Source organism: Mesorhizobium sp. P3_A8 (assembly GCF_056402995.1).
On sequence record NZ_JBFUGI010000014.1, the window covers coordinates 59,527 to 79,698 of the forward strand.

Here is a 20,172-nt window from a genome sequence, read left to right on the forward strand (position 1 = left end):
CGCCGCCTGTCGGCAGCGGGGCCCTGTCGATCAAACTCGGTTTACATCGCGAGCGCCGTCGCGGCCGATTTCGTTCGAGCGGTAGTTCTCCGCGTCAGGGTCGAAGCCGGTCCAACCATCGGCCTGGTATTCGCCGCGCCGTGCTTCCAGGTCAACAGACGCAGCCTGTCCCAGAATCCTTTCCGCCTCCGGCACCAGCTGGTCGTCGACCTTGGCTGTGACCAGCGTGCCGCCGCGACGGACGCCCTCGGCGTAGACATGGGCATCATTCTCCGGGACGCCGGAATCGGTAAGCGCCCCGACGATGCCACCAGCCGCACCGCCAACAACGGCACCGCCAACGGCACCGACGGCAGTGGCAGCCAGCCACCCGGCAGCCACCACCGGACCGACACCTGGAATGGCCATCAGGCCAAGTCCGGCGAGCAGTCCACCGGCGCCGCCGATCGCGGCTCCCAGCCCAGCCCCACCGGCAGCGTCGTCGGCGGCCTTGGACCCGTTATTGTCGTGCTGATTGTCCGAATTGCTGGAAACGATGCTGATGTCGTCACGCGCGATACCGCTGGCTTCCAGTTCGCCGACGGCGTCAGAGGCATCATCATAGTTGTCGAATAGTCCGGTTACGGTTTTCATGGTTTTGATCTCCTGGATTTCGGTTCAGTTGGTGCCGGCAACAACGTTGCCCTGGTAGTCCAGAGCGACTGCCGTGGTTTTGCCGCCCTTCGTTGCCTGGCCACGCCAAATCCCTTGGTCATCCTTGGCTAGTTTGGAAACGTCGGAGAAACCGGCGTCCTGGATGCGACCTTTGGCTTGGTCCTCGGTAAAGCTGTTGGCGCCGGGAACCGGAGCGGAAGGGTTCGCGGTGTCGGTCGTGGTCACGGCCGGAGTCGTCGAGGTCGTGGCGGCCGATTTGTCAGCCACTGTGGAAGCGATCTTCTCGATCATCTCCTGGTGCATCTTGAGCGTCGGCACCGTCTGCTGGGCGAACGTCTTGAGCTCGGCGTTGTCGCCATCTTTCGCGTAGCTCTCGAACAGCGTCACGGCATCGGTGTGCGCGTCGCGCTGCATCTGGACATAGGGCGCGTCGATCGGATCCTTGCTGTTCTGCAAAGTGTCGACATCACCCTTGTGCTTGGCGTCGAGTTCCTTCGGGACTGTCAGCTTCTGCTCGCCGGCGATTGTCTCCAGCTTGGCGTTGGCGGCGCCGTGGTCATCGATCATCTTGCGAGCGAAATCCTTGACGCTCTGATCCTGCACCTTGGCTTCGGCGACCTTGCTGGAATCGACCTCGAACATACCGCCGGCAGCGGCCTTGTTGACGAAGTCCTGTGCGCTGTCGGCGGCGAGTGCAGGCAGAGCGAAAGCCATGGCTGTGGCTGTGGCCAGTGAGGCCAGGAATAGGCGAATTTTCATTGCGAAGATCCTTTTCATGCACACATGTGCTGTGGAGCTAACCTGCGCCTGATAGCTTTGTTCCGGATGGTCAGAGATAATCTGGCGGTGACCGGCTTCGGTTTTGTCCAGCGAGGGCTCGCGCTGAAAATTGCGGTGTGCGAAACTGGTTGGCGAACGATTTTTACTGACAGGTCCCCCTCTTGCATTGGCGTCAGCTCTGGTGGACCTGGAACAGGACTGGCGAAGTCGACCCAAAAAGACACCGGCACAGGCATTGCAAAAGAACCGGTTCAGACGAACCAAAGCCCGTTTCTGTTCGGCCGCCGGCAATGGCGATGCCGGAAATGTGTACGAACCGTGTCCCTACTTGCGGATCGTCCCTCCCCTATAATCTTGACGAGCAAATCGGTGGCTTGACCGATTTCACCGTCATGCAGGGATGGAGACATGCTCACTCTTACAATCAACGGACAGTCCCGCACGATCGATGTGCCGGGAGACATGCCGCTTCTTTGGGTGCTGCGCGACCATCTCAATCTGGTCGGCACCAAATATGGCTGCGGCATCGCCCAATGCGGCGTCTGCACGGTGCATGTGGCCGGCAAGCCGGTGCGTTCCTGTCAATTGACCGTCGGCGATGTCGGCACCCGCGCGGTCGTCACCATTGAAGGCATCGGCGGCACGCCCAACGGCGCCAAGGTGCAGCAGGCCTGGATGGAAGCCGCGGTGCCGCAATGCGGTTACTGCCAGGCCGGCCAGATCATGTCGGCCACGGCGCTGCTGGATGCGAACCCGCAACCCGACGATGCCGACATCGACGCGGCGATGGCTGGCAATCTCTGCCGCTGCGGCACCTATATCCGCATCCGCCGGGCGATCAAAAGCGCCGCTGCCAAATCGGCCTGACCATGAAGAAGATAATCGGCATCGTCGTTGCGGTCATTGTCGTCGTCGCGCTTGGTTTCGCGGGCTGGCTTTATCTTGGCCGCGATCCGATGTCCTTTGCCGCCGGCTCGACCGTGGCGCTCGCGGATTACCATGGCGCCGATGTCACCGGCGTTCCCGCTGAGCTTGCCAGTGCCGATCTGGTGAAGCGCGGCGAATACCTTACCCATGCCGCGGACTGCCAGGCTTGCCACACCGCTCCGGGCGGCGCGCCTTTCGCGGGCGGCTTTGCCTTCAACATGCCGTTCGGCACGATCTATTCCACCAACATCACGCCGGGCAGAGAGACCGGTATCGGCAACTACAGCGACGCCCAGTTCCTCGCGGCCGTGCACAAGGGCATTCGCCCCGACGGCGCAAAACTCTATCCCGCCATGCCCTACAGCTCCTACACCTACATGACTGACGCCGACGCGCTGGCCATCAAGGCCTATCTCTTCACGCTGGCGCCGGTAAACGCACCCGCCAAACCCAACCAGCTTTCCTGGCCTTTCAGCCAGCGCAGCCTGGTGGCGGTGTGGAACGTGATGTTCAATCCCGACGAGCGCTTCCACCCCAACACCAGCCAGAGCCCGCAATGGAACCGGGGCGCCTATCTTGCCGAGGCGATGGGCCATTGCGGCGAGTGCCACACACCGCGCAACCTGGCTTTTGCGCTGGACAATCACGGCAAATTCGCCGGCGCCCTCACCGCCGGCTGGCGCGCCTACAACATCACCGGCGACAGCGTTTCGGGCATTGGCGACTGGAGCGACGAGGATCTCACGTCCTATCTCTCCACCGGTCATGCCAACGGTCATGGCGGCGCCGCCGGCCCGATGGGTGAAGCCACCGACGACAGCCTGAGCTATCTCGTGCCGGACGACACCCGTGCCCTGGTGACCTATCTGCGCAGCATACCCGCCCATGCCAGCGACCTGCCGCGCACCGTCACGACCGCTGCGCCAGCCTCTTACAAGGAAGGCGTGGTGGCGGATGCCAATTCACGTGGCGAAAAGATCTTCGCCGGCGCCTGCGCCTCTTGCCATGACTGGACCGGTGTCAGCCCGGTCACCGGTTTTGCCACGCTGACCGGCGTGCGCGCGGTGAACGATCCCAGCGCCACCAATGTCGCGCAGACGGTCGTCAACGGCGTCAACCGCAAGACCGCTGACGGCACGATCTTCATGCCGGCCTTCGGTGCTGGCTATTCGGACGACGACATCGCGGCTGTCGCCAATTACGTCACCGCCCGGTTTGGCGCCAAAGACGCTGACCTGACAGGCAAGGATGTGAGCGCCCTGCGACAGCAGGCGGCGCAGCAGTCCAAGGAGGCCCCCAATGGCTGACACGCACTTTGCCCAGTCCGATGCCTACCTCTCGGCGCTGATACGCGAGGTCGGCTCGGTGCCGCCTAGCGCGCCGATGACCATGGGACGGCGGACATTCTTCAAGCTGGCCGGCGCGAGCGCGGCAGGACTTGTGCTGGGCTTTCAGCTCGGAGGCGCAGCAGCGTTCGCGGCTGATTTGGCGAATGTCGACACGCCTGATGTCAAGGACCAGGCGATGAACGCCTTCATCCGCATCGCTCCCGACAACACGATCACCATCTATTCCAAATGCCCTGAGATCGGCCAGGGCATCAAAACCTCCTTCGGCGTGATCGTCGCCGACGAACTCGATGCCGACTGGAACCATGTCGTCATGGAGCAGGCCGACATCAATCCCAAGGTCTATGGCAGCCAGGGCGCGGGTGGTTCGACCTCCATCCCGCATGCCTGGGACCAGTTGCGCCAAGCCGGCGCCGGCGCCAAGGCAATGCTGATCGCAGCAGCCGCCGCGCAGTGGCTGGTGAATCCCTCCCAGATTACCGCCAGGGATTCCGTCCTGACCCATGCCGCCAGCGGCCGGTCCGCAACCTATGGCTCGCTCGCCGCCGCGGCGGCGAAAATGCCGGTGCCCGATCCCAAGAGCCTGAAGCTGAAGAGCCGCGCCGACTACCGCCTGATCGGCAAGCGCTATCGCGGCGTCGACGATCCCAAGGTGGTCACCGGCAAGCCGCTGTTCGGCATCGATGTCCAGCTTCCCGGCATGGTCTATGCCACCTACACCAAATGTCCGGCGGCGGGCGGCAAGGTCAGGTCCTTCAATGTCGACGAGATCAAGGCACAGCGTGGCGTGCTCGACGCCTTCGCCGTCGACGGCACCGGCATGATGGTCGAAGTGATGCCGGGCGTGGCCATCATCGCCAAGGACACCTGGAGCGCTTTCCAGGCCAAGGACAATCTGCAGGTGGATTGGGACCTGAGCGAAGCATCGAAAGACTCCACATCGCAATTCTCGGCCGAGGCCCGCAAGCTGGCGACCAGTTTCCCGCTAAAGCTCGACGACAATGTCGGTGACGTCGACAAATCCTTCGCCGATGCCGCCAAGACCGTCGAGGGCTATTACGAATATCCCTTCGCCGCGCATGTGCCGCTGGAGCCGATGAACACCACGGCGCACTGGCATGACGGCGTGATGGAAATGTGGGTGCCCACCCAGCAGCCCGATCGCGGTCTGCCGCTGGTCGCTAAGGCGGCAGGCATCGCGCCGGAGAAAGTCGTGATGCACCAGACCCGCGTTGGCGGCGGTTTCGGTCGGCGGCTGGTCAACGACTATGCCTGCGAGGCCGCGGCCATCGCCAAAAGGGTCAACGCCCCGGTCAAGCTGCAATGGACCCGGGAAGACGATTTCGCCCACGATTTCTACCGGCCCGCCGGCTACCATCAGTTCAAGGGCGCGATCGACAAGGGCGGCAAGCTCGACGCCTGGCAGGAGCATTTCATCACCTTCACCGCCGACGGCAAGAAGGAAGCCTCGGGCGCCAACCTCACCGACAATCTGCGATATTCCATCAAGGCGCCGAATCTGCGCCGCGCCAAGACCATGTTCCCCCTGAGGATCCCCACCGGCGCCTGGCGCGCGCCGGGCGACAATGCCCAGGTCTTCGCCGCGCAGAGCTTCATGCACGAACTGTCGCTTGCGTCAGGCCGCGACCATGTCGAGTTCCTCATCGATGCGGCGAACCGCGACGTGCCCGAACTGGTGCCCAAGGACAGAACCGTCAACTTCAGCCCCAGGCGGGCCACAGACGTGATCAAGATGTGCGCCGACAAGGCAGGCTGGGGCAAGACGCTGCCGAAGGGCAGCGGCCTCGGCCTCGCCTGGTGCTATTCGCATGCCGGCCATGTCGCGCAGGCGGTCGAGCTCAGTGTCGATGCCAACAAGCGGATCAAGATCGATCGCATCCTGGTGGTGCTCGATGTCGGCCCGATCATCGACATGGCCGGCTCCGAAGCCCAGGCGCAGGGCGCGTCGACCGACGCGCTCTCCACCGCCATGGGCCTCAAGATCAACATCGAGAATGGCCGGATACAGGAGCAGAACTACAACGCCTATCCGATCCTGCGCATGCCTTTCGCGCCGATGACGATCGATCCCTATTTCATCCAGTCGGACAATCCGCCGACCGGCATGGGCGAACCCGCCTTCCCGGCCCTGGCGCCGGCACTCGGCAACGCCATCTTCGCCGTCACAGGAGTGCGGGTGCGCCGGCTGCCGCTGCGCGATCTGGGTTACTCGCTGGCGGTCTGAGGGATCGATGCAGGCATTGTAGAGCCAGCCGGTTTTACTCCTCAGTTCGCCGACGTCTCTATCGCCTGCGAGCCAGCGATGGCTGAGGCGAAGTCGCGATAGGGGCGCAGTGGGCGGCCCAGAAGTGCAGTCAGGCGCTCGACGTCGCCGGCCTCAGGCAGCATCCCGTCGGTGAAGAAGCGCTCGCCCATCAGGCGCATGTCGTAGGCCATCCAGGCGGGCAGGAACTGCTTGAGATTTTGCTCAAAGCCTTCCGTATTGTCGCCGCTGTAGCTGATCGTGCGGGCGAGCACGTCGGACCAGATGGCGGCGATATCCGTCCCCGTCAGCGTCTGCGGGCCGACGAGGTTGATCCGGTCGAGCGCAAGCGGCTCTGCGGACTGTTCGCGGCGCAGCAGCTCAAGGGCGGCGATCTCGGCGATATCACGGGCGTCGATCATGGCGAGACCCTTGGCGCCGATCGGCATTGGGTAGGTGCCGTAGCCGGTGATGATGTCTTCGACCATCAGATCGTTCTGGATGAAATAGGCCGGGCGCAAGATCGTAGCCTTGAAGCCCATCTGTTCTATCATTCGCTCGACGCCGAACTTGCCCGCGAAATGCGGCACGTTCACATAGACGTCGGCGTGGATCACCGACAGATAGACGATGCGCTCGATGCCGGCCGACCGAGCGACGTTCAGCGCGATCAAGGCCTGGGTGAATTCGTCCGGCACCACGGCGTTCAAGAGGAACAGGGTGGAAACGCCTGACATGGCTTTGCGCAGCGAATCGACGTCGAGAAAGTCGCCTTGCACGACGGATACTCCTGCCGGGAAGCTGGCTTTCGAGGGATCGCGCACGAGAGCACGGACATCGGCGCCGCGCTTGACGAGGTGTTCGACGACTTGGCGGCCGATATTGCCGGTGGCGCCGGTAACGAGAATGGTCATGGAATTTCTCCTGTTGGGTTGCTTGACACCTCCAATATGTGTGGCTCACTGAGAGCCCAATAGACGGAGATTTTAGACGCACTGTCTCACTGGTGGAACACTCATGGATCTTCTTGCCCTCGCCGATTTCAATCTCGTTGCCCGCCATGGTGGCTTCGGCAAAGCGGCAAGGGCCACCGGCCGGCCCAAGGCAACGCTGTCCCGGCGTGTTGGAGAGTTGGAAAGCAGCCTCGATCTGCGCCTGTTTGAACGGGGTGCGCGTAACCTGAAGCTGACCGAAGAAGGACGGGCGCTCTTCGAGCGGACGGGGGCGTTGCTCGCCGAACTGGACGAGACGGCTTCGGCGATTGCCTCGGGCGGTCAGAGTCCCAAGGGCAGGCTGCGGATCAGCGCACCTTTGCATTTTTCGCAGACCGCAATGGGCAGGATCGCCGCGGGGTTTGCCCTTAAGTATCCGGAGGTGAAGCTTGAAATGACGACTGAGGACCGGCCTGTCGACATGATCGAGGAAGGCTACGATCTGGTAATCCGGGTCAATCCTGATCCCGACGAAAGCCTGGTCGGACGCGCGTTTCTCCGCGACCGCCTGGTTGTTGTGGCGAGCCCCGACCTCCCTCGCACGACCGGTGAGCGCGCCGCTCCCGGCGTTGCGCGCGGGGCAAGCGAACTGCAAACATGGCACGTGAAGACGCAAGGTGGCCGGGCAACAATTACAATCGAGCCCGTCCTCGTTTTGTCGACGCTCATCATGGTCCGGGATGCCGTGCGAGCCGGCGTCGGCGCAGGACGGCTTCCCATTTCGTTGGTGGCCCACGACCTGGCTGACGGCACACTGGTGAATTGGGGGGACATTGACGGCCCCGAAATCTCACTATGGACGCTCTACCCATCGCGGCGACTGCTCAGCGCGCGCGTGTCGGCGTTCCTGGACTTTCTAAAACAGGCCTTCCCGAATGGCACGCCGGACGAACTGGCCGCCTACATTGGCAGGTGATGACCGAAACGCTTTCGGGCGCAGAGAATCCCAGGCAACAAAACAACGAAAGCTCGCCCTGGCTCCATTCTGAAGTCATTGCTCGACGCTCGACCGTAATTTGATCAGGCTGCGCCGAAGCCAGGTGCGCATCGTGTTGAGCGGCACGTTGTGACGCTTTGCAAGCTCAGCGTAGGAGATGCCGTCCTGATATGCGCCCCTGATCGCTGCTGCTTTTTCCGTGCTCAGATTGTCGATGCATCGGTCAAGACGGGCCGTCTGGTCACTCACAATCATCAGTTCCTCGGCCCACGGTGTGGTGTCGGCTATTTCGCCCGCGGCCGCCAGATCGACAGATGGAGGGCGGCGCGCTCTGATAAAATCGATCGAGTGATTGCGCGCAATCGCCACAAGCCAGGAGATCGGGCTGAGTTCCGAGACCGCATATCGATCAGCCTTGGTCCATATCTTTACGTAGACTTCTTGCAGCGCTTCCTCGGCTTCCCCTTTGTCGCCCAAAATACGCAGGCATACACCGAACAATTTCGCGCACGTATGCTTGTAGAGCAGATCGAACGCCGCTCGATCGCGCATGCCTGTTCGCAAGATCAGTTTTGTTATGTCGTCTCGTGTCAGCATGACGCAGCCCTCCTCCCAAGCGGCTCCTGTCCTCCAGCCATTTCGACCTATGCGCCTTGGGCAGGATGGGAGGAGACGTCGCGACTAACCCGAGGCTCCTTTTGAACAATATCGGCCTTGCGCGCCCGACCGCGTCCCCAGCAAGCGTCGCCCGGAGGAACCGACGCTGGCAGTTGGTCTACCGACGAACGCCAGCGCTGATCGATTTTCTCCAGCGCGGCTTCATCGAAATCCGACGCGTGTTCCCAGTACCTTCCATGTTCAACGAGATAGCCGAGTTCAGCCTCGAGTGTGTCGGCGCTCTCGATGGAAATCGGATCGATGGCGCCTTCAAGCATCGCTTTGAGCGCCTTGAACCGAACCGAGGTAAGTCGCTCGATAAACCTCAGGTTTACCCGCGGTATGGCAAGACGACTTTCAGGAAGGTTTGAAAGATTCAGACAGACTGTTCCGCAACGCAGGGCCTTGGCGAACAGCCTTCCAGACTTCGCCTCCAAGTCCCTCAACGTCACGTCGTCGCGTAGCGGGTCAGCTGTTCCAACGCCATAGAAATGCGTGGGCGCGTTTTTGGGATAAATCATATCACACCCCAGGAACGCTATCACATCAGGCTGGAGAGCCTTCAGGACCCAATAGGCCGCGGTGAAGGCCATTGTGCCACCCGCATAGACAAAACCACCGAATGCGTTCTGGGCAGGGACAAAGGCATCCGATTTTACGATCGACGCGGCTCGGGGACGTTGGTCGCTCGGCAGGCGTTCATCAGGAAAGTCGTCGGGGTGAATCAGATAGTCCCAGTCGGACCGCACTCTCCAGGCGTTGTTGATGACGACAATCGAGGAAAACGCCGTCCGAAGCCAATCCCTGCATCGAACCGCGTCCGGGCCGCTGCCAACGATCAAGACAATATTTGGCATGTCAGGCCCCCTTCCTGTTTGCATCTTGGATCAGTGTGCGCCGACTGGCCGTGAACTTCTGCCCGACACCCGCATGCCTGCCTCATTATGCGTTGCCATCGGAGCACAGGGTTCTGACCATTTCCGTTGCGATACGGTTGCCGGCGCGAAATGGATCACAGCTCGCGACTAAAAACTGATGGGCTGATCGGACAAAAATGATCGGAAAGTCAGAAGTCGATCAAATCAGTGATCCAAAAGACCGCCTGCTGCGTAATGGTCTAGTGAAACCCGTAACGCTGCCTTGCCAGCCGGAGCAGGATAGAGCGTATAGCAGAGCGATGGTGGAATTCGATCCAGCCCGGCTAATCATGCGTGTCGCGGCAAGCCAGGATCGCGACGCGTTCGCGGCACTGTTTGAACATTATGCGCCGCGCATCAAGGCGATGATGATGCGGCGCGGTGCAAGTCGCGATCGTGCTGAAGATCTGGCGCAGGAAACATTGATCAGACTTTGGCGCAAGGCTGCACAATATGATCCCGAGCGAGCGACTGCGTCGGCTTGGGTCTATGCGATTGCCCGCAATATCAGCGTCGACGAGAGTCGCCGCGAAGGCCGCGCCACTGCATGGATCGAGGACGATGGCATGCCGGAAGAGGAAGACAAAGACGAGCCTGAGAGTCGACTTCTCGTCGCCGAGCGTGAAGCTCACGTCAGGTCGTCGATAGTAGCACTGCCGGATGAACAGTTGCGCGTCATTCGCCTCTCATTCTTCGATGGCCTTGCGCACGGCGAGATCGCAAATCTCCTCGGCATCCCGCTGGGCACCGTCAAGTCGCGGATCAGGCTTGCCCTGCAAAGGTTGAGAGACAGAGTTGGTGAGCTGAAATGACTGATGCCATTGCCCATCATCCGACCGACGAGACCCTCGCGGCCTTTGCTTCCGGCACGCTTGATGAAGCGCGCGGGCTTGTCGTTTCGATGCATCTGTCTTTGTGCGCCGCCTGCAGCCGCAAGGTGGGCGGGTACGAGGCGATCGGTGGCCAGCTTCTTGAACAGGCAACACCGGTGTCATTGGAGCCAGATGCGCTGCGCAATGTGTTGCGCCTGATCGAGAAGAACTCCGCGGCCGCCGACAAGGAGCCGGAAGAACCGCTTGGCCGCTATCAGCTTGGGCCATGGCGTTGGGTCGGACCGGGTGTGCGCCAACGTTCGGTATCGGTGCCTGAAGTCTCGAACATCAAGGTGTTCATGCTGAAGGCGGCGCCAGGAACCAAGCTGCCACACCATAGGCATACCGGCTACGAATGGACATGCGTGCTCGAAGGCGCATTCGAACACCAGTTCGGCCGCTACGGCCCTGGTGACTTCGACGAGGCCGACGAGACGATGGAACACAAGCCGACCGTATGTGACGGCGACCCTTGCATCTGTATCGTGGCACTCCAGGGTAACATCGTGCTTCAAAGCCGGCTTGGCCGCATCATACAGCCGCTGCTCAGGCTTTAGGGAGCGCTGCCCATGTCCCGCTCTGCTGGACTTTGCCGCGACCTATTCCTCGCCTCGAACAATGATGGATGGCTCGCGATCGATCCTAATTGCTTCGTGTCTCGCGGTAGGCGGCGAGCGCGCGCTCCCTGGCGTCTGAATGGTTCACGATTGGCGAAGGATAATGCTCGCCGATGGTGATTCCGCACTCCTTCAGGACTGAAGCGGGGGCTTCCCATGGGCGGTGCACATAGCGGTCGGGCAGCTTTGCCAGTTCCGGCACATAGCACCGAACGTAACTGCCATCCGCATCGAATTTCTCACCCTGAAGTATCGGGTTGAAAATCCGGAAATAAGGGGCGGCGTCGGCGCCTGATCCGGCCACCCACTGCCAGCTGGCCGGGTTGTTGGCAGCGTCCGCATCCACCAATGTATCCCAGAACCATTCCTCGCCATCACGCCAGTCGATGAGAAGATCCTTGACGAGGAACGACGCCGCGATCATGCGGACCCGATTGTGCATCCACCCTGTCTGCCAGAGTTCACGCATGCCGGCGTCCACTATGGGATAACCGGTTCGCCCGGACTGCCACGCCCTGAGCGCCGCCGGCGCGCTTCTCCATTCGAATGCATCGAATTCGGATCGAAAATTTTCCAGATGCAGCTTTGGCCGATTGAAAAGCAGATGATACGAGAACTCGCGCCAAGCGAGTTCCTTGCGGAAGGTCTGTGCGCCTTCACCACGTGTGCGCCGCAAGGCCGCCATTATCTGGAACGGAGTGATTTCGCCGTGCGCGAGATGCGGTGACAACCCCGAGGTCCCTTGGACACCGGGCACGTTCCGACTATCGGTATAATTACCGAGCCGATCATCGAGAAAGGTCGCCAGCCTGTCTGCTGCGCCTTGTTCACCGGGCTGCCATCGTTCGGCAAGGCCGGACGACCAATCAGGTCTTTTCGGTAGGAGCTTGAATTCATCGAGCCTGTCCGAGCGCAGCTTCCCCTTCCACGCGACAATCGATGTCGGCACATCAACCGGATCTCGAACTTCGTCTTCCGCAAGCCGGTTGTAGAAGGGCGTGAACACTTTGTAGAAGTCGCCGGATCGCGTCATGAGCCGAGACGGCTCGTGCAGCAGGAAACCGTCGAAGCTTTCTGCCTGAAGACCCTTCGCGCGTAACTCGGACTTGAGCGCCGTGTCGGCGGTGATGCTCACGGGAGTATATCGCCTGTTCCAGAAGACGGCGTCAGCACCGGTAGCCCTTGCCGTCTCTGCGACGATTTCTTTCGTTGCCCCCTGCCGCAAGACGAGCGGTGCTCCCAGTATCCCGAGCGACTTTCCCAGTGCTGAAAGCGAATGGTGAAGCCACCATCGGCTGGCGGCGCCTGCCGGCCGCGCGTCCTGTCGCTCTTCGTCAAGAATGAACAGCGGCACAACGGGTTTGCCCGTGGCGCTGGCGGCCGCGAGCGCACCGTTATCCGAGACCCGCAGATCGTTTCGAAAGAGGACGATGATTGGCGCCGAATTGATGGTCATTGGGATCCGTCGCTACTGAGAATTCAAATCATATCCCGGCGATTGATTTTGCCCACAAGTTACACGAGAGCCGCCACGGCGCCCGATGGCGACAATGCCATAGCTTGGACAGAACTTCGGATCGCCCGCCCCGTTCCGAGAGGGCTTTGCAGCACCGGGAACAGCAACACCTGATACCAGCAGCGCCTTACATCCGCGCCCTGGCTGACGTGGGGTCATAAGGCGAATCCGCGATGACCTCAGCGATCTTCCGTTCCCCCAATATGGCGACGTCGAGTTTGGTGCCGGGCTTGCTGAGACGCTCGGGCAGCAGCGCCAGCGCCAGATCATGTCCGAGCGTGTAGCCATAGCCGCCCGATGTTATGCGCCCGACCAGCTCGCCGCCGATATAAAGCCCCTCGCTGGCAAGCGTGCTGGCGCCGTCGGTCTCTATTCTGAGCGTCACCGAGCGGCGCTGGTCGTTTTTGTCCTTGTATTTCAGCACCGCATCGCGGCCGACGAAATCACCCTTGTCGAGGCGGATGAAGCGTTCGAGCCCACTCTCCAGCGCGTTGAGCTCCGGGTTCATGTCGCGATACATGGCGCGGTAGGATTTCTCCAGCCGCAGCGATTCCAGCGCATGCAGCCCGACGAGGCGCAGGCCGTGCTTCTCGCCCTCTCTCAGGATCGCGTCGAGCAATTGCCGCTGGTAGGCCATGGGATGGTAGAGTTCCCATCCGAGCTCACCTTCGTAGTTGACGCGCAGCATGCGCACATCGCTGGCCAGCGCCACGCTGCCAGTCTTCACACCGAACCAGGGAAAGGCCGCGTTCGACAGGTCGATTTCGGTGAGGGGTTGCAGCACGTCTCGCGCCTTCGGCCCGACGACCGTGAAGCAGCCACGCTCGTTGGTGACATTCTTCAGGCTGACGCTGCCGTCGGCGGGAAGCAGCTTTGACAGATCATCGAAATTCCAGCGCTCGGCGCGCGGCGTCGAGATGAGATAGAAACTGTCTTCGCCAAGGCGCGCCACCATGTATTCCGCCTGCACACCGCCTCCCGCCGTGAGGTGATGCGCAAGCACAGCCCGGCCGGTCGCCGGCAAGCGGTTGGCGAGGATCCTGTCAAGCCAGGCGGAAGCACCTTGCCCCGACACCTCGAATTTGGTCATCGGCGTCATCTCGACCAGGCCGACGGCGTTGCGCACGGCCTGCACCTCCTCGCCGACAAACACGCCCTTGGCGGTCCAGCGCCAGCTATACTGGTCCTTGGCCTCGACACCCCTAGGCGCGAACCAGTTGGGCATCTCCCAGCCATTGAGCACGCTCCAGACGGCACCGAGCTCGGTCAGCCGTGCGTAGGACGGCGCGGTTTTTTGCGGGCGGGCGGCGGGCATGTCCTGTCCCGGATATTTCTGCTCCGCATGCGTGCCCCAGGCCTCGCGGACTTTCTCGCGTGTCCAGGCCTTGTTGGCGTAGTCGCCGAAGCGGCGCGGGTCGAGATCGGAGGTGTCGAGGCTGTTGCCGCCTTCGACGATCCGCTCCGACAGGTAATAGCCGATCGTGCCGCCCCACAGGATGCCGCCCGGCACGCCCTCGGCCAGCCACACATTGGGCAGGCCCCAGGCCGGTCCCATCAGCGGAAGCTCGTCCGCGGTCATCTGGAAAGGGCCGCGGACATTGGCCTTGATCCCGGCGCGTCCCAGCGCCGGCACGAGCTGCGTTGCCTGCTCCCAGTTCCATGACACCGCCTCGAAATCCTCTTCGACGAGATCGGCGCCGAACCAGGCGGGCACACCATCCTCGGCGAACAGCTTGAGGTGTTCGGTGCGCTCGTAAGGCCCGAACATGAAGCCGTCGCCTTCCTCGCGCAGATAGCCCTCAAAACCTTCGTCGCGCAGGATCGGCATTTCGCCACGTCCCTGCTTCTTGCGCTCGACGATCTCCGGCACCGGCTCGGTGATCCAGTACTGGTGCAGGATCGGGATGGCGGGGATGTCGAGGCCGAGCAGAGCGCCGGTCTGGCGCGCGTAATTGCCGGTCGCGCAGACCACATGCTCGCAAATGATGTCGCCCTTGTTGGTCGCGACCCGCCATTCGCCGCTGGCGGTCCGCTGAAAGCCGGTAACCTCGGTGTTGAGATAAATCTTGGCGCCCAGATCCCGCGCGCCCTTGGCCATGGCATGGGTCACGTCGGCCGGCGCGATATGGCCGTCATCGGGATGATAGAGCGCGCCCAGCATATGCTTGTTGTCGAGAAGCGGGCACAGCGCCCTCGCCTCCGCCGGCGACAGCAAATGCGCCCGCATGCCCTGGACGTCGGCCACGCTCATATAGCTCTTGTATTCGTCGAGCCGGTCCCTGGAGTTGGCGATGCGCAACTGCCCGCATTTGTGCCAGCCGACAGGCTGGCCGGTCTCGGCCTCCAGCCCCTCATAGATCTCGATGGTCTTGTTGATCATCCGGCCGATATTGATGTTGCGGGCATAGGATGGGACGAGGCCCGCTGCGTGCCAGGTCGAGCCGGCCGTCAGCTGTGTGCGTTCGAGCAGGGCAACGTCGGTCCAGCCGCGCTTCGCCAGGCCGTAAAGGATGCCCGCGCCAACGCACCCGCCGCCAACAACCACCACCCGCGCATGTGTCTGCATCGACCCACCAAATCCCAGCTATTTCCAATATGCCGTCGAAGCTACAGGCGCCGAAAGGCCGTGTAACGTCTTCAAAAACTAGGGGTGATAATAAGCTGGATTTATGCAGGCGGTACCTTGCCGCGTCCTACCCGAAAATCCGCTCGCCCTGTTCATCGACCAGCTGCATGCCCTTCTTGATCGAGATGTCGACGGCGTCGTCGAGGCCGGCGAAGCGGTCGGCGCGGATGAATTTGTGTTCCTTCATCACGCCGTCGACCTCCTTGGAGACGACACCGCAGGTCTGGTACTGGCCGTCGTTCTTGTAGGGCGTGGCGCTGATCAGGAAACCCTTGTGCTCGACCTGCTTGGCCGGTGCCGCACTTTTGGGCTCGGCCGCCTCACCGCCGCCACCGCCGAAAAGACGTTTCAGAAAAGACATGGCTCAAATCTCCTTGTTCGCACTGCAAACCGCGGTCCGTTCGCGATTCACGACGTTTTCGTCCCAGCATGCGCGAATGTGCCGTCGCGTTCCAGCCCCCTGATAAAGACGGCGACCAGCAGTTCGATCTGCTGGTCGATCTCGTCGGCCTGCCGGCGCACGGATCTCGCGGCATAGCCACTGGTGACGATGCCATGCACACTCGACCACAGCGTACGCGCGGCGATCCGGCGCGTATCATCGTCGAGGTCGAAATCGCCGCCGGCGAGCACCTGGGCGATGATCTCGAACAGCTGGTCGAGCCGCGATTCATAGGCGTCCGGCTCGGCCAGCGTCGGACGGCGCCGGTTGAAGGCGAGCAGCGCCGGCCAGCTGCCCGGATGCGCCTCGACAAAGCGCACATAGGCGCCGGCCAGCGCCAGCAGGCGCTGGCGCACATCGGTGATGCCGCGCTTGCCGAGATCGACCATCGCCGCCGCCCCTGCCGCGCCCAGCCGGTCGAGCAACCGCATGTTGACGGCGCGGTGCACCCCGTCGAGATCGGAAAACAGATTGTAGACCGAGCCGACCGAGATGCCCGCCTGCTCGGCGATGGTCCTCGCCTTCAGATTGTCCATGCCGCCCTCGTTGAGCAGCACCTCGGCAATCGCCAGCACCCGCTCGCTTATTTCTTCCCTGTCCAGTGCCATGCTTGTCCTTGTAGATGCCCGTGCCTCAGCCCAGGCTGCAAGTGTTTCGAACCACGATCGTCCTTTCGTTTACCATATAAGGGATTTCGTGAACAGCGTTCAAAAACCTCTTGAACAATGTTCATTTCCTGTTATGTTGGCGTTGTGAACATTGTTCACGGCAACAATTCGCAGGGAGAAGAACCATGCTTAGCCTGATCAGAACATTGCTCGACGGCGCCAGCGCCCGGGCCGAGGACGGCCTCAAGGATCGCTTCGCCATCGACCTCCTGGCGCAGCGCATCCGCGACGCCGAGGCGGGTCTTGCCGCCGCCAAGCAGACGCTTGCTTCGCTGATTGTCCGTCAGCGTACCGAGCAGGCCGGTCTCGACCAGCTCGAGCGCCGCCACGCCGATCTCGAAAGCCGCACCATCAGCGCGCTCGCCGCCGGCAATAACGGGCTTGCCGAAAGCGGTGCGGCGGCCATCGCCGAACTGGAGAATGAACGCGAGGTCCGCCGCGCCACCGTGCAGAGCCTTGGCGAAAAGACCTTGCGGATGCGCGTTTCGGTGGAGCGGGCGCATCGCCGCATCATCGACCTCAACCAGGGCATGATCTCGGCCCGGGCCATCGATGCCGAGCGCAAGGCGCAGTCACGCCTCGTCAGGTCGATCGGCAATTCGGGAAGCCTCAACGACGCCGAGGAGCTCTTGGCGCGCATCAAGGGAGCCAGCGACCCGTTCGAGGAGGCCGGCATTCTCGACGAGATCGACGGCGAGTTGCGTCACGAAGCGATCCGCGACCGCCTTGCCGACGCCGGTCACGGCCCGGCGGTGAAGGTGCGCGCCAAGGACGTGCTCGAGCGCTTGAAGACCATCAACTGAAAACCAGCCTTTGCAGACCTGATCTCATCAACCATCAAACCAACGGAGAACTCCAATGAACGCCAATCAGACCTACATCATGTTCAACACCGCCTCGGTCGGTGCCGCCTATTTCATGCTCGGCCTGTCGCTGTGGCTGGCGCCGGTTGACCTGGCGACCAAGGGTTATTGGGCGATGGGCATCCTGCTCTTGACCGGCAGCCTGGTGAACCTGGTCAAGTACCGCACCGATGAGCGCCTGTCGTCCGAGATGACCGCCAAGATCGAAAAGGCGCGCAACGAAAAGCTGATCAGCGAGTATGTCGGCAAGGAATGATGCCATCCGCATCATCGCCAACAAAAAAGCCCGGGTCTCCCCGGGCTTTTTTGCGTACCGCGAAGTGCCGCCCGCCTCAGCGGGGCGACAGCGCTTCCAGTGCCTCGGCGGCGGCTTCGAGGATGGCGATCGCCTCGGCCTGCTTGTCGGCCGGCGCGTCGACGATCTCGCCCAGCGCCGCGCGCAGGCGGTGGCGGATGGCACGGAATTCGTCGCGCGTTTCCGAGCGCTCGCCACGGCCGCTACGGCCACCACGCCGCTCCTCGCCATCATCGTTCCAGCCGAACCAGTCGCGCGCCTTGGCCATCTTGCGGCCGAAACGCTCGAGGTGTTCGAGCACGCCGTCGATCATCTCGCGATTGTCGGCAAGATGCGCCTGCCCGGCCTCGGTGATGGAAAACACCTTCTTGTTGCCTTCGCTCGACGAGACGGCATAGCCGGCCTCTTCCAGGAAGGTCAGCGTCGGGTAGACCACGCCCGGGCTCGGGCTGTAGATGCCGCTGGTGCGCTCTTCCAGCGCCTTGATGATGTCGTAGCCGTGGCGCGGCGCCTCGGCCAGCAGCGACAGCGTGATCAGCTTGAGGTCGCCGTCGGCCAGCATGCGGCCGGCGCGGAACATGTCGCCCGGGCCACCGCGTCCGCCACCGCGACCGCCATGGCCGAACGGGCCAAAGCCACCGCCACGTCCACCGAACTTGCCGGCCATATGCATGAACATGCGCTCGCCGAAATGACTGCGCCCGAAATGATTGTCTTTGTGCATTGATTGCTCCTTGAGTTCTATCTTACGATATATCTTAAGTAGGCGTCCGCTTTCGTGGAGTCAAGATATATCTTACGATGTATCTGAATGTCGCGCCAGAGGCTTGCTTTCGCCGGAACGCGCGGCTAGAAGGCGCTCGAGGGTCAATGACCGCTCCGTAAGCGTCTGACGTCAAGCAACGCATCCAACCCCGGTCCTTCCGGGCAGTTACGCCGAAACCGGCGAACGGATGCCACATGCGAACGACCGGACACTTCAGGGAAACTCCCAAAATGACTGCAAGACCTCAGCGCAGGAAGCTGCCTGCGCACTATGCCGCGATCCTCAGCCCCTTGGTGCTGTCGCTGCTGATGACCTTCATCGTGTCACTGATCTCGACACTGAAAAGCCTTGGCTTTCATCCCGACCTGCCGTCCATCTGGATGACCGCCTCGGGCCTGTCCTGGCTGGTGGCGTTTCCGACGCTGCTCCTGGTGCTGCCCATGGTGCGCCGTATCGTCGGTGCGCTGTGCGAGCCGGCTGGCAGATAGAGCCGGCAGACAAAGGTCCGGAGACACTTTCCGGACCTTTGCACATCATCGATGGGCTACCAACGGCCCTTGCGGCGGTTCCAGGCGTAGAGCAGATCGGCGAAACGATCATAGGCAAAACGCGTCAGCGGCAAGGCAACCGGATTGCCGAAAAGCGTGGCCAGCCAGCCCTCGCCCGGCGTTGCCGCCCACACGGCGATGGCGACGTCGGCACCGACCAGCAAGCGGCCATTCGCATCGGTGGCGTGCAGCCGACGGCGGATGTCCTCCAGCGAGGCGCCAAATCCGGCCAGCGCTTCCGGCTCCAGATTGATGTCGCGAAACGCAATCCGCCCGGCCTTGACCGCTTCGATCAGCCGCCGCTTCTGCCGGCTGATGCCCGCATCGCAGACAGGGCACCGCGTATTGTACCAGACGGTCAGTTCAGGCCTGGGTGTTTGCTTGAGCATGATCCTGGCATGCTCAGCCGTGGCTATGCCGGTGATGCAGGTCAGGATAATGCGGATGCCGGTGGCGCATCGGCGCGTGCCGGTGCCAATGCGAATGCGGCTCGCTCACCGGACCGTCATGGTGGTGCTGGTGGTGTTCGTCATGCACATGGCTGTGCTCGTGTTCCAGCGCCTCATGGTCGTGCTCATGCTCATGACGCTCCGACAGATGCAGCCACAGGCCGATGCCCATCAAAAGCCCGGCGATCGCCAGCTTGAGCGTGACGGCATCGCCAAGGATGGCGATGGCCAGCAGCGCACCGATAAACGGCGCCAGCGAATAATAGGCGCCGGTCCGCGCGGTGCCCAGATGGCGCAACGCCACGATGAACATCACCAGGCTGACACCGATGCCGAAGAAACCGACGGCGGCCGTTGCCGCCACGATTGACGCTGAAGGAAACGAAGCCCCGGCGGCAAGCGCCAGCCCGACATTGACGACACCCGCCACCAACCCTTTGAGCATGGCGATCACCACCGGATCGGTGGCCGAGATCTTGCGGGTGAAATTGTTGTCCAGCCCCCACGCCAGGCATGCCCCGGCGACCAGCATGGCGCCAAGGTTGAAAGCGACGCCGTCGCCTTGCCACGACAGCAGAACGGCGCCGGCAAGGATGGCGAAGGCGCCGACAAGCAGGCGCCGGTCGACATTCTCGCGGTAGACGAGCCAGGCGATCGCCATTGTCGCCAACCCTTCGAGATTGAGCAGCAGCGCCGAACTGGACGCGGTGTTCAACGTCAGGCCGAACATCAACAGCACCGGCGCGACGATGCCACCCATGCCGATCGCCAGCGCCAGCCATGGAATATCCCGGGCTGCCAGTTGCGCCTCGCCGGCGGCGGCCTGTCTGCCGCGAAGCAGGCGATAGAGAGCGAGGCCGACACCGGCGCCGAGATAGAGCAGGCCGGCCAGCATGAAGGGGTTCACGGCATCGAGCAGCAGCTTCGACAGTGGCGGCGTCGCCCCGAACAGGACAGCCGAGCCAAGGGCGAGCGGCACACCGGGCCAAAGATGCGAATGGGAATGCGGCTCGGACATGATCTCACCCTATTAT

The 20,172-nt window shown here is 62.3% G+C and carries 21 protein-coding genes; 9 read left to right on the forward strand and 12 right to left on the reverse strand.

The genetic code is table 11. The features are described from left to right. Positions 1-30 precede the first annotated feature (30 nt). Positions 31-633, reverse strand: coding sequence for a general stress protein (locus tag AC1DX4_RS28290; RefSeq protein WP_477223437.1), 603 nt, complete (start codon positions 631-633; stop codon positions 31-33). Positions 634-657: 24 nt separating this feature from the next. Continuing rightward, positions 658-1,413, reverse strand: coding sequence for a DUF4142 domain-containing protein (locus AC1DX4_RS28295; RefSeq protein ID WP_477223579.1), 756 nt, complete (start codon positions 1,411-1,413; stop codon positions 658-660). Positions 1,414-1,842: 429 nt separating this feature from the next. Between AC1DX4_RS28295 and AC1DX4_RS28300 the strand changes: the two genes are divergently transcribed. From AC1DX4_RS28300 to AC1DX4_RS28310, 3 genes are read left to right on the forward strand one after another with little or no spacing between them, the layout of a single operon-like run. After that, positions 1,843-2,301, forward strand: a complete 459-nt coding sequence (locus AC1DX4_RS28300) for a (2Fe-2S)-binding protein (protein ID WP_477223438.1) — start codon at positions 1,843-1,845, stop codon at positions 2,299-2,301. Between the two features lie 2 nt (positions 2,302-2,303). Further along, positions 2,304-3,668, forward strand: a complete 1,365-nt coding sequence (locus tag AC1DX4_RS28305) for a c-type cytochrome (RefSeq protein ID WP_477223439.1) — start codon at positions 2,304-2,306, stop codon at positions 3,666-3,668. Next, a complete protein-coding gene (locus AC1DX4_RS28310; RefSeq protein ID WP_477223440.1) occupies positions 3,661-5,955 on the forward strand; it encodes a xanthine dehydrogenase family protein molybdopterin-binding subunit in 2,295 nt (764 codons plus the stop codon). Before AC1DX4_RS28305 ends, AC1DX4_RS28310 begins: the two co-directional genes overlap by 8 nt. A 41-nt stretch (positions 5,956-5,996) precedes the next feature. On the opposite strand, the gene AC1DX4_RS28315 is transcribed toward AC1DX4_RS28310, so the two are convergent. Next, positions 5,997-6,887, reverse strand: a complete 891-nt coding sequence (locus tag AC1DX4_RS28315) for an SDR family oxidoreductase (protein ID WP_477223441.1) — start codon at positions 6,885-6,887, stop codon at positions 5,997-5,999. A gap of 103 nt (positions 6,888-6,990) precedes the next feature. Here AC1DX4_RS28315 and AC1DX4_RS28320 point away from each other — a divergent pair, with 103 nt between their 5' ends. Beyond that, on the forward strand, positions 6,991-7,881 hold the full coding sequence (locus AC1DX4_RS28320; RefSeq protein ID WP_477223442.1) for a LysR family transcriptional regulator: 891 nt from the start codon (positions 6,991-6,993) through the stop codon (positions 7,879-7,881). Between the two features lie 75 nt (positions 7,882-7,956). Here the strand turns inward: AC1DX4_RS28320 and AC1DX4_RS28325 are convergent, their stop codons facing one another. After that, a complete protein-coding gene (locus tag AC1DX4_RS28325; RefSeq protein WP_477223580.1) occupies positions 7,957-8,496 on the reverse strand; it encodes a sigma-70 family RNA polymerase sigma factor in 540 nt (179 codons plus the stop codon). A 50-nt stretch (positions 8,497-8,546) separates the two neighbouring features. After that, entirely contained in the window at positions 8,547-9,416 is an 870-nt protein-coding gene (locus AC1DX4_RS28330; protein ID WP_477223443.1) for a hypothetical protein, read from the reverse strand. A 197-nt stretch (positions 9,417-9,613) separates the two neighbouring features. On the opposite strand from AC1DX4_RS28330, the gene AC1DX4_RS28335 reads away from it, so the two are divergent. Next, a complete protein-coding gene (locus AC1DX4_RS28335; protein ID WP_477223444.1) occupies positions 9,614-10,288 on the forward strand; it encodes a sigma-70 family RNA polymerase sigma factor in 675 nt (224 codons plus the stop codon). Beyond that, entirely contained in the window at positions 10,285-10,905 is a 621-nt protein-coding gene (locus AC1DX4_RS28340; RefSeq protein WP_477223445.1) for a ChrR family anti-sigma-E factor, read from the forward strand. Before AC1DX4_RS28335 ends, AC1DX4_RS28340 begins: the two co-directional genes overlap by 4 nt. 85 nt (positions 10,906-10,990) lie before the next feature. On the opposite strand, the gene AC1DX4_RS28345 is transcribed toward AC1DX4_RS28340, so the two are convergent. The 4 genes from AC1DX4_RS28345 to AC1DX4_RS28360 form a co-directional block, all read right to left on the reverse strand. Continuing rightward, on the reverse strand, positions 10,991-12,421 hold the full coding sequence (locus AC1DX4_RS28345; protein ID WP_477223446.1) for a cryptochrome/photolyase family protein: 1,431 nt from the start codon (positions 12,419-12,421) through the stop codon (positions 10,991-10,993). A 187-nt stretch (positions 12,422-12,608) separates the two neighbouring features. Next, positions 12,609-15,047: a GcvT family protein gene (locus AC1DX4_RS28350; RefSeq protein ID WP_477223447.1), complete on the reverse strand. Its 2,439-nt coding sequence runs from the start codon at positions 15,045-15,047 to the stop codon at positions 12,609-12,611. Between the two features lie 127 nt (positions 15,048-15,174). Next, positions 15,175-15,468, reverse strand: a complete 294-nt coding sequence (locus tag AC1DX4_RS28355; RefSeq protein WP_477223448.1) for an HlyU family transcriptional regulator — start codon at positions 15,466-15,468, stop codon at positions 15,175-15,177. A gap of 47 nt (positions 15,469-15,515) precedes the next feature. Next, positions 15,516-16,157, reverse strand: a complete 642-nt coding sequence (locus tag AC1DX4_RS28360) for a TetR/AcrR family transcriptional regulator (RefSeq protein ID WP_477223449.1) — start codon at positions 16,155-16,157, stop codon at positions 15,516-15,518. Positions 16,158-16,342: 185 nt separating this feature from the next. Here AC1DX4_RS28360 and AC1DX4_RS28365 point away from each other — a divergent pair, with 185 nt between their 5' ends. Both AC1DX4_RS28365 and AC1DX4_RS28370 read left to right on the forward strand, forming a co-directional pair. Then, a complete protein-coding gene (locus tag AC1DX4_RS28365; RefSeq protein ID WP_477223450.1) occupies positions 16,343-17,020 on the forward strand; it encodes a PspA/IM30 family protein in 678 nt (225 codons plus the stop codon). A 55-nt stretch (positions 17,021-17,075) separates the two neighbouring features. Beyond that, positions 17,076-17,336 carry a YiaA/YiaB family inner membrane protein gene (locus AC1DX4_RS28370; RefSeq protein WP_027030482.1) on the forward strand — a complete coding sequence of 87 codons (261 nt, stop codon included), beginning with the start codon at positions 17,076-17,078 and terminating at the stop codon, positions 17,334-17,336. A gap of 76 nt (positions 17,337-17,412) precedes the next feature. Here the strand turns inward: AC1DX4_RS28370 and AC1DX4_RS28375 are convergent, their stop codons facing one another. After that, complete coding sequence (locus AC1DX4_RS28375; RefSeq protein WP_477223451.1) at positions 17,413-18,099, reverse strand: PadR family transcriptional regulator; 687 nt, start codon at positions 18,097-18,099, stop codon at positions 17,413-17,415. Positions 18,100-18,371: 272 nt separating this feature from the next. Between AC1DX4_RS28375 and AC1DX4_RS28380 the strand changes: the two genes are divergently transcribed. Continuing rightward, complete coding sequence (locus AC1DX4_RS28380; protein WP_477223452.1) at positions 18,372-18,629, forward strand: DUF2798 domain-containing protein; 258 nt, start codon at positions 18,372-18,374, stop codon at positions 18,627-18,629. Between the two features lie 56 nt (positions 18,630-18,685). Here AC1DX4_RS28380 and AC1DX4_RS28385 read toward each other — a convergent pair whose 3' ends face one another. Next, complete coding sequence (locus AC1DX4_RS28385) at positions 18,686-19,078, reverse strand: thiol-disulfide oxidoreductase DCC family protein (protein ID WP_477223453.1); 393 nt, start codon at positions 19,076-19,078, stop codon at positions 18,686-18,688. Positions 19,079-19,091: 13 nt separating this feature from the next. Next, a complete protein-coding gene (locus tag AC1DX4_RS28390; RefSeq protein WP_477223454.1) occupies positions 19,092-20,156 on the reverse strand; it encodes a DMT family transporter in 1,065 nt (354 codons plus the stop codon). Between the last annotated feature and the right edge of the window lie 16 nt (positions 20,157-20,172).

Bases quoted from the DNA above. Each gene is read 5' to 3' on its own strand.
- AC1DX4_RS28340 (WP_477223445.1), top strand. From the start codon at position 10,285: ATGACTGATGCCATTGCCCATCATCCGACCGACGAGACCCTCGCGGCC.
- AC1DX4_RS28385 (WP_477223453.1), bottom strand. From the start codon at position 19,078: ATGCTCAAGCAAACACCCAGGCCTGAACTGACCGTCTGGTACAATACG.
- AC1DX4_RS28365 (WP_477223450.1), top strand. From the start codon at position 16,343: ATGCTTAGCCTGATCAGAACATTGCTCGACGGCGCCAGCGCCCGGGCC.
- AC1DX4_RS28295 (WP_477223579.1), bottom strand. From the start codon at position 1,413: ATGAAAATTCGCCTATTCCTGGCCTCACTGGCCACAGCCACAGCCATG.
- AC1DX4_RS28330 (WP_477223443.1), bottom strand. From the start codon at position 9,416: ATGCCAAATATTGTCTTGATCGTTGGCAGCGGCCCGGACGCGGTTCGA.
- AC1DX4_RS28290 (WP_477223437.1), bottom strand. From the start codon at position 633: ATGAAAACCGTAACCGGACTATTCGACAACTATGATGATGCCTCTGAC.
- AC1DX4_RS28360 (WP_477223449.1), bottom strand. From the start codon at position 16,157: ATGGCACTGGACAGGGAAGAAATAAGCGAGCGGGTGCTGGCGATTGCC.
- AC1DX4_RS28310 (WP_477223440.1), top strand. From the start codon at position 3,661: ATGGCTGACACGCACTTTGCCCAGTCCGATGCCTACCTCTCGGCGCTG.
- AC1DX4_RS28320 (WP_477223442.1), top strand. From the start codon at position 6,991: ATGGATCTTCTTGCCCTCGCCGATTTCAATCTCGTTGCCCGCCATGGT.
- AC1DX4_RS28315 (WP_477223441.1), bottom strand. From the start codon at position 6,887: ATGACCATTCTCGTTACCGGCGCCACCGGCAATATCGGCCGCCAAGTC.
- AC1DX4_RS28335 (WP_477223444.1), top strand. From the start codon at position 9,614: ATGATCGGAAAGTCAGAAGTCGATCAAATCAGTGATCCAAAAGACCGC.
- AC1DX4_RS28355 (WP_477223448.1), bottom strand. From the start codon at position 15,468: ATGTCTTTTCTGAAACGTCTTTTCGGCGGTGGCGGCGGTGAGGCGGCC.
- AC1DX4_RS28305 (WP_477223439.1), top strand. From the start codon at position 2,304: ATGAAGAAGATAATCGGCATCGTCGTTGCGGTCATTGTCGTCGTCGCG.
- AC1DX4_RS28380 (WP_477223452.1), top strand. From the start codon at position 18,372: ATGACTGCAAGACCTCAGCGCAGGAAGCTGCCTGCGCACTATGCCGCG.
- AC1DX4_RS28390 (WP_477223454.1), bottom strand. From the start codon at position 20,156: ATGTCCGAGCCGCATTCCCATTCGCATCTTTGGCCCGGTGTGCCGCTC.
- AC1DX4_RS28300 (WP_477223438.1), top strand. From the start codon at position 1,843: ATGCTCACTCTTACAATCAACGGACAGTCCCGCACGATCGATGTGCCG.
- AC1DX4_RS28350 (WP_477223447.1), bottom strand. From the start codon at position 15,047: ATGCAGACACATGCGCGGGTGGTGGTTGTTGGCGGCGGGTGCGTTGGC.
- AC1DX4_RS28370 (WP_027030482.1), top strand. From the start codon at position 17,076: ATGAACGCCAATCAGACCTACATCATGTTCAACACCGCCTCGGTCGGT.
- AC1DX4_RS28345 (WP_477223446.1), bottom strand. From the start codon at position 12,421: ATGACCATCAATTCGGCGCCAATCATCGTCCTCTTTCGAAACGATCTG.
- AC1DX4_RS28375 (WP_477223451.1), bottom strand. From the start codon at position 18,099: ATGCACAAAGACAATCATTTCGGGCGCAGTCATTTCGGCGAGCGCATG.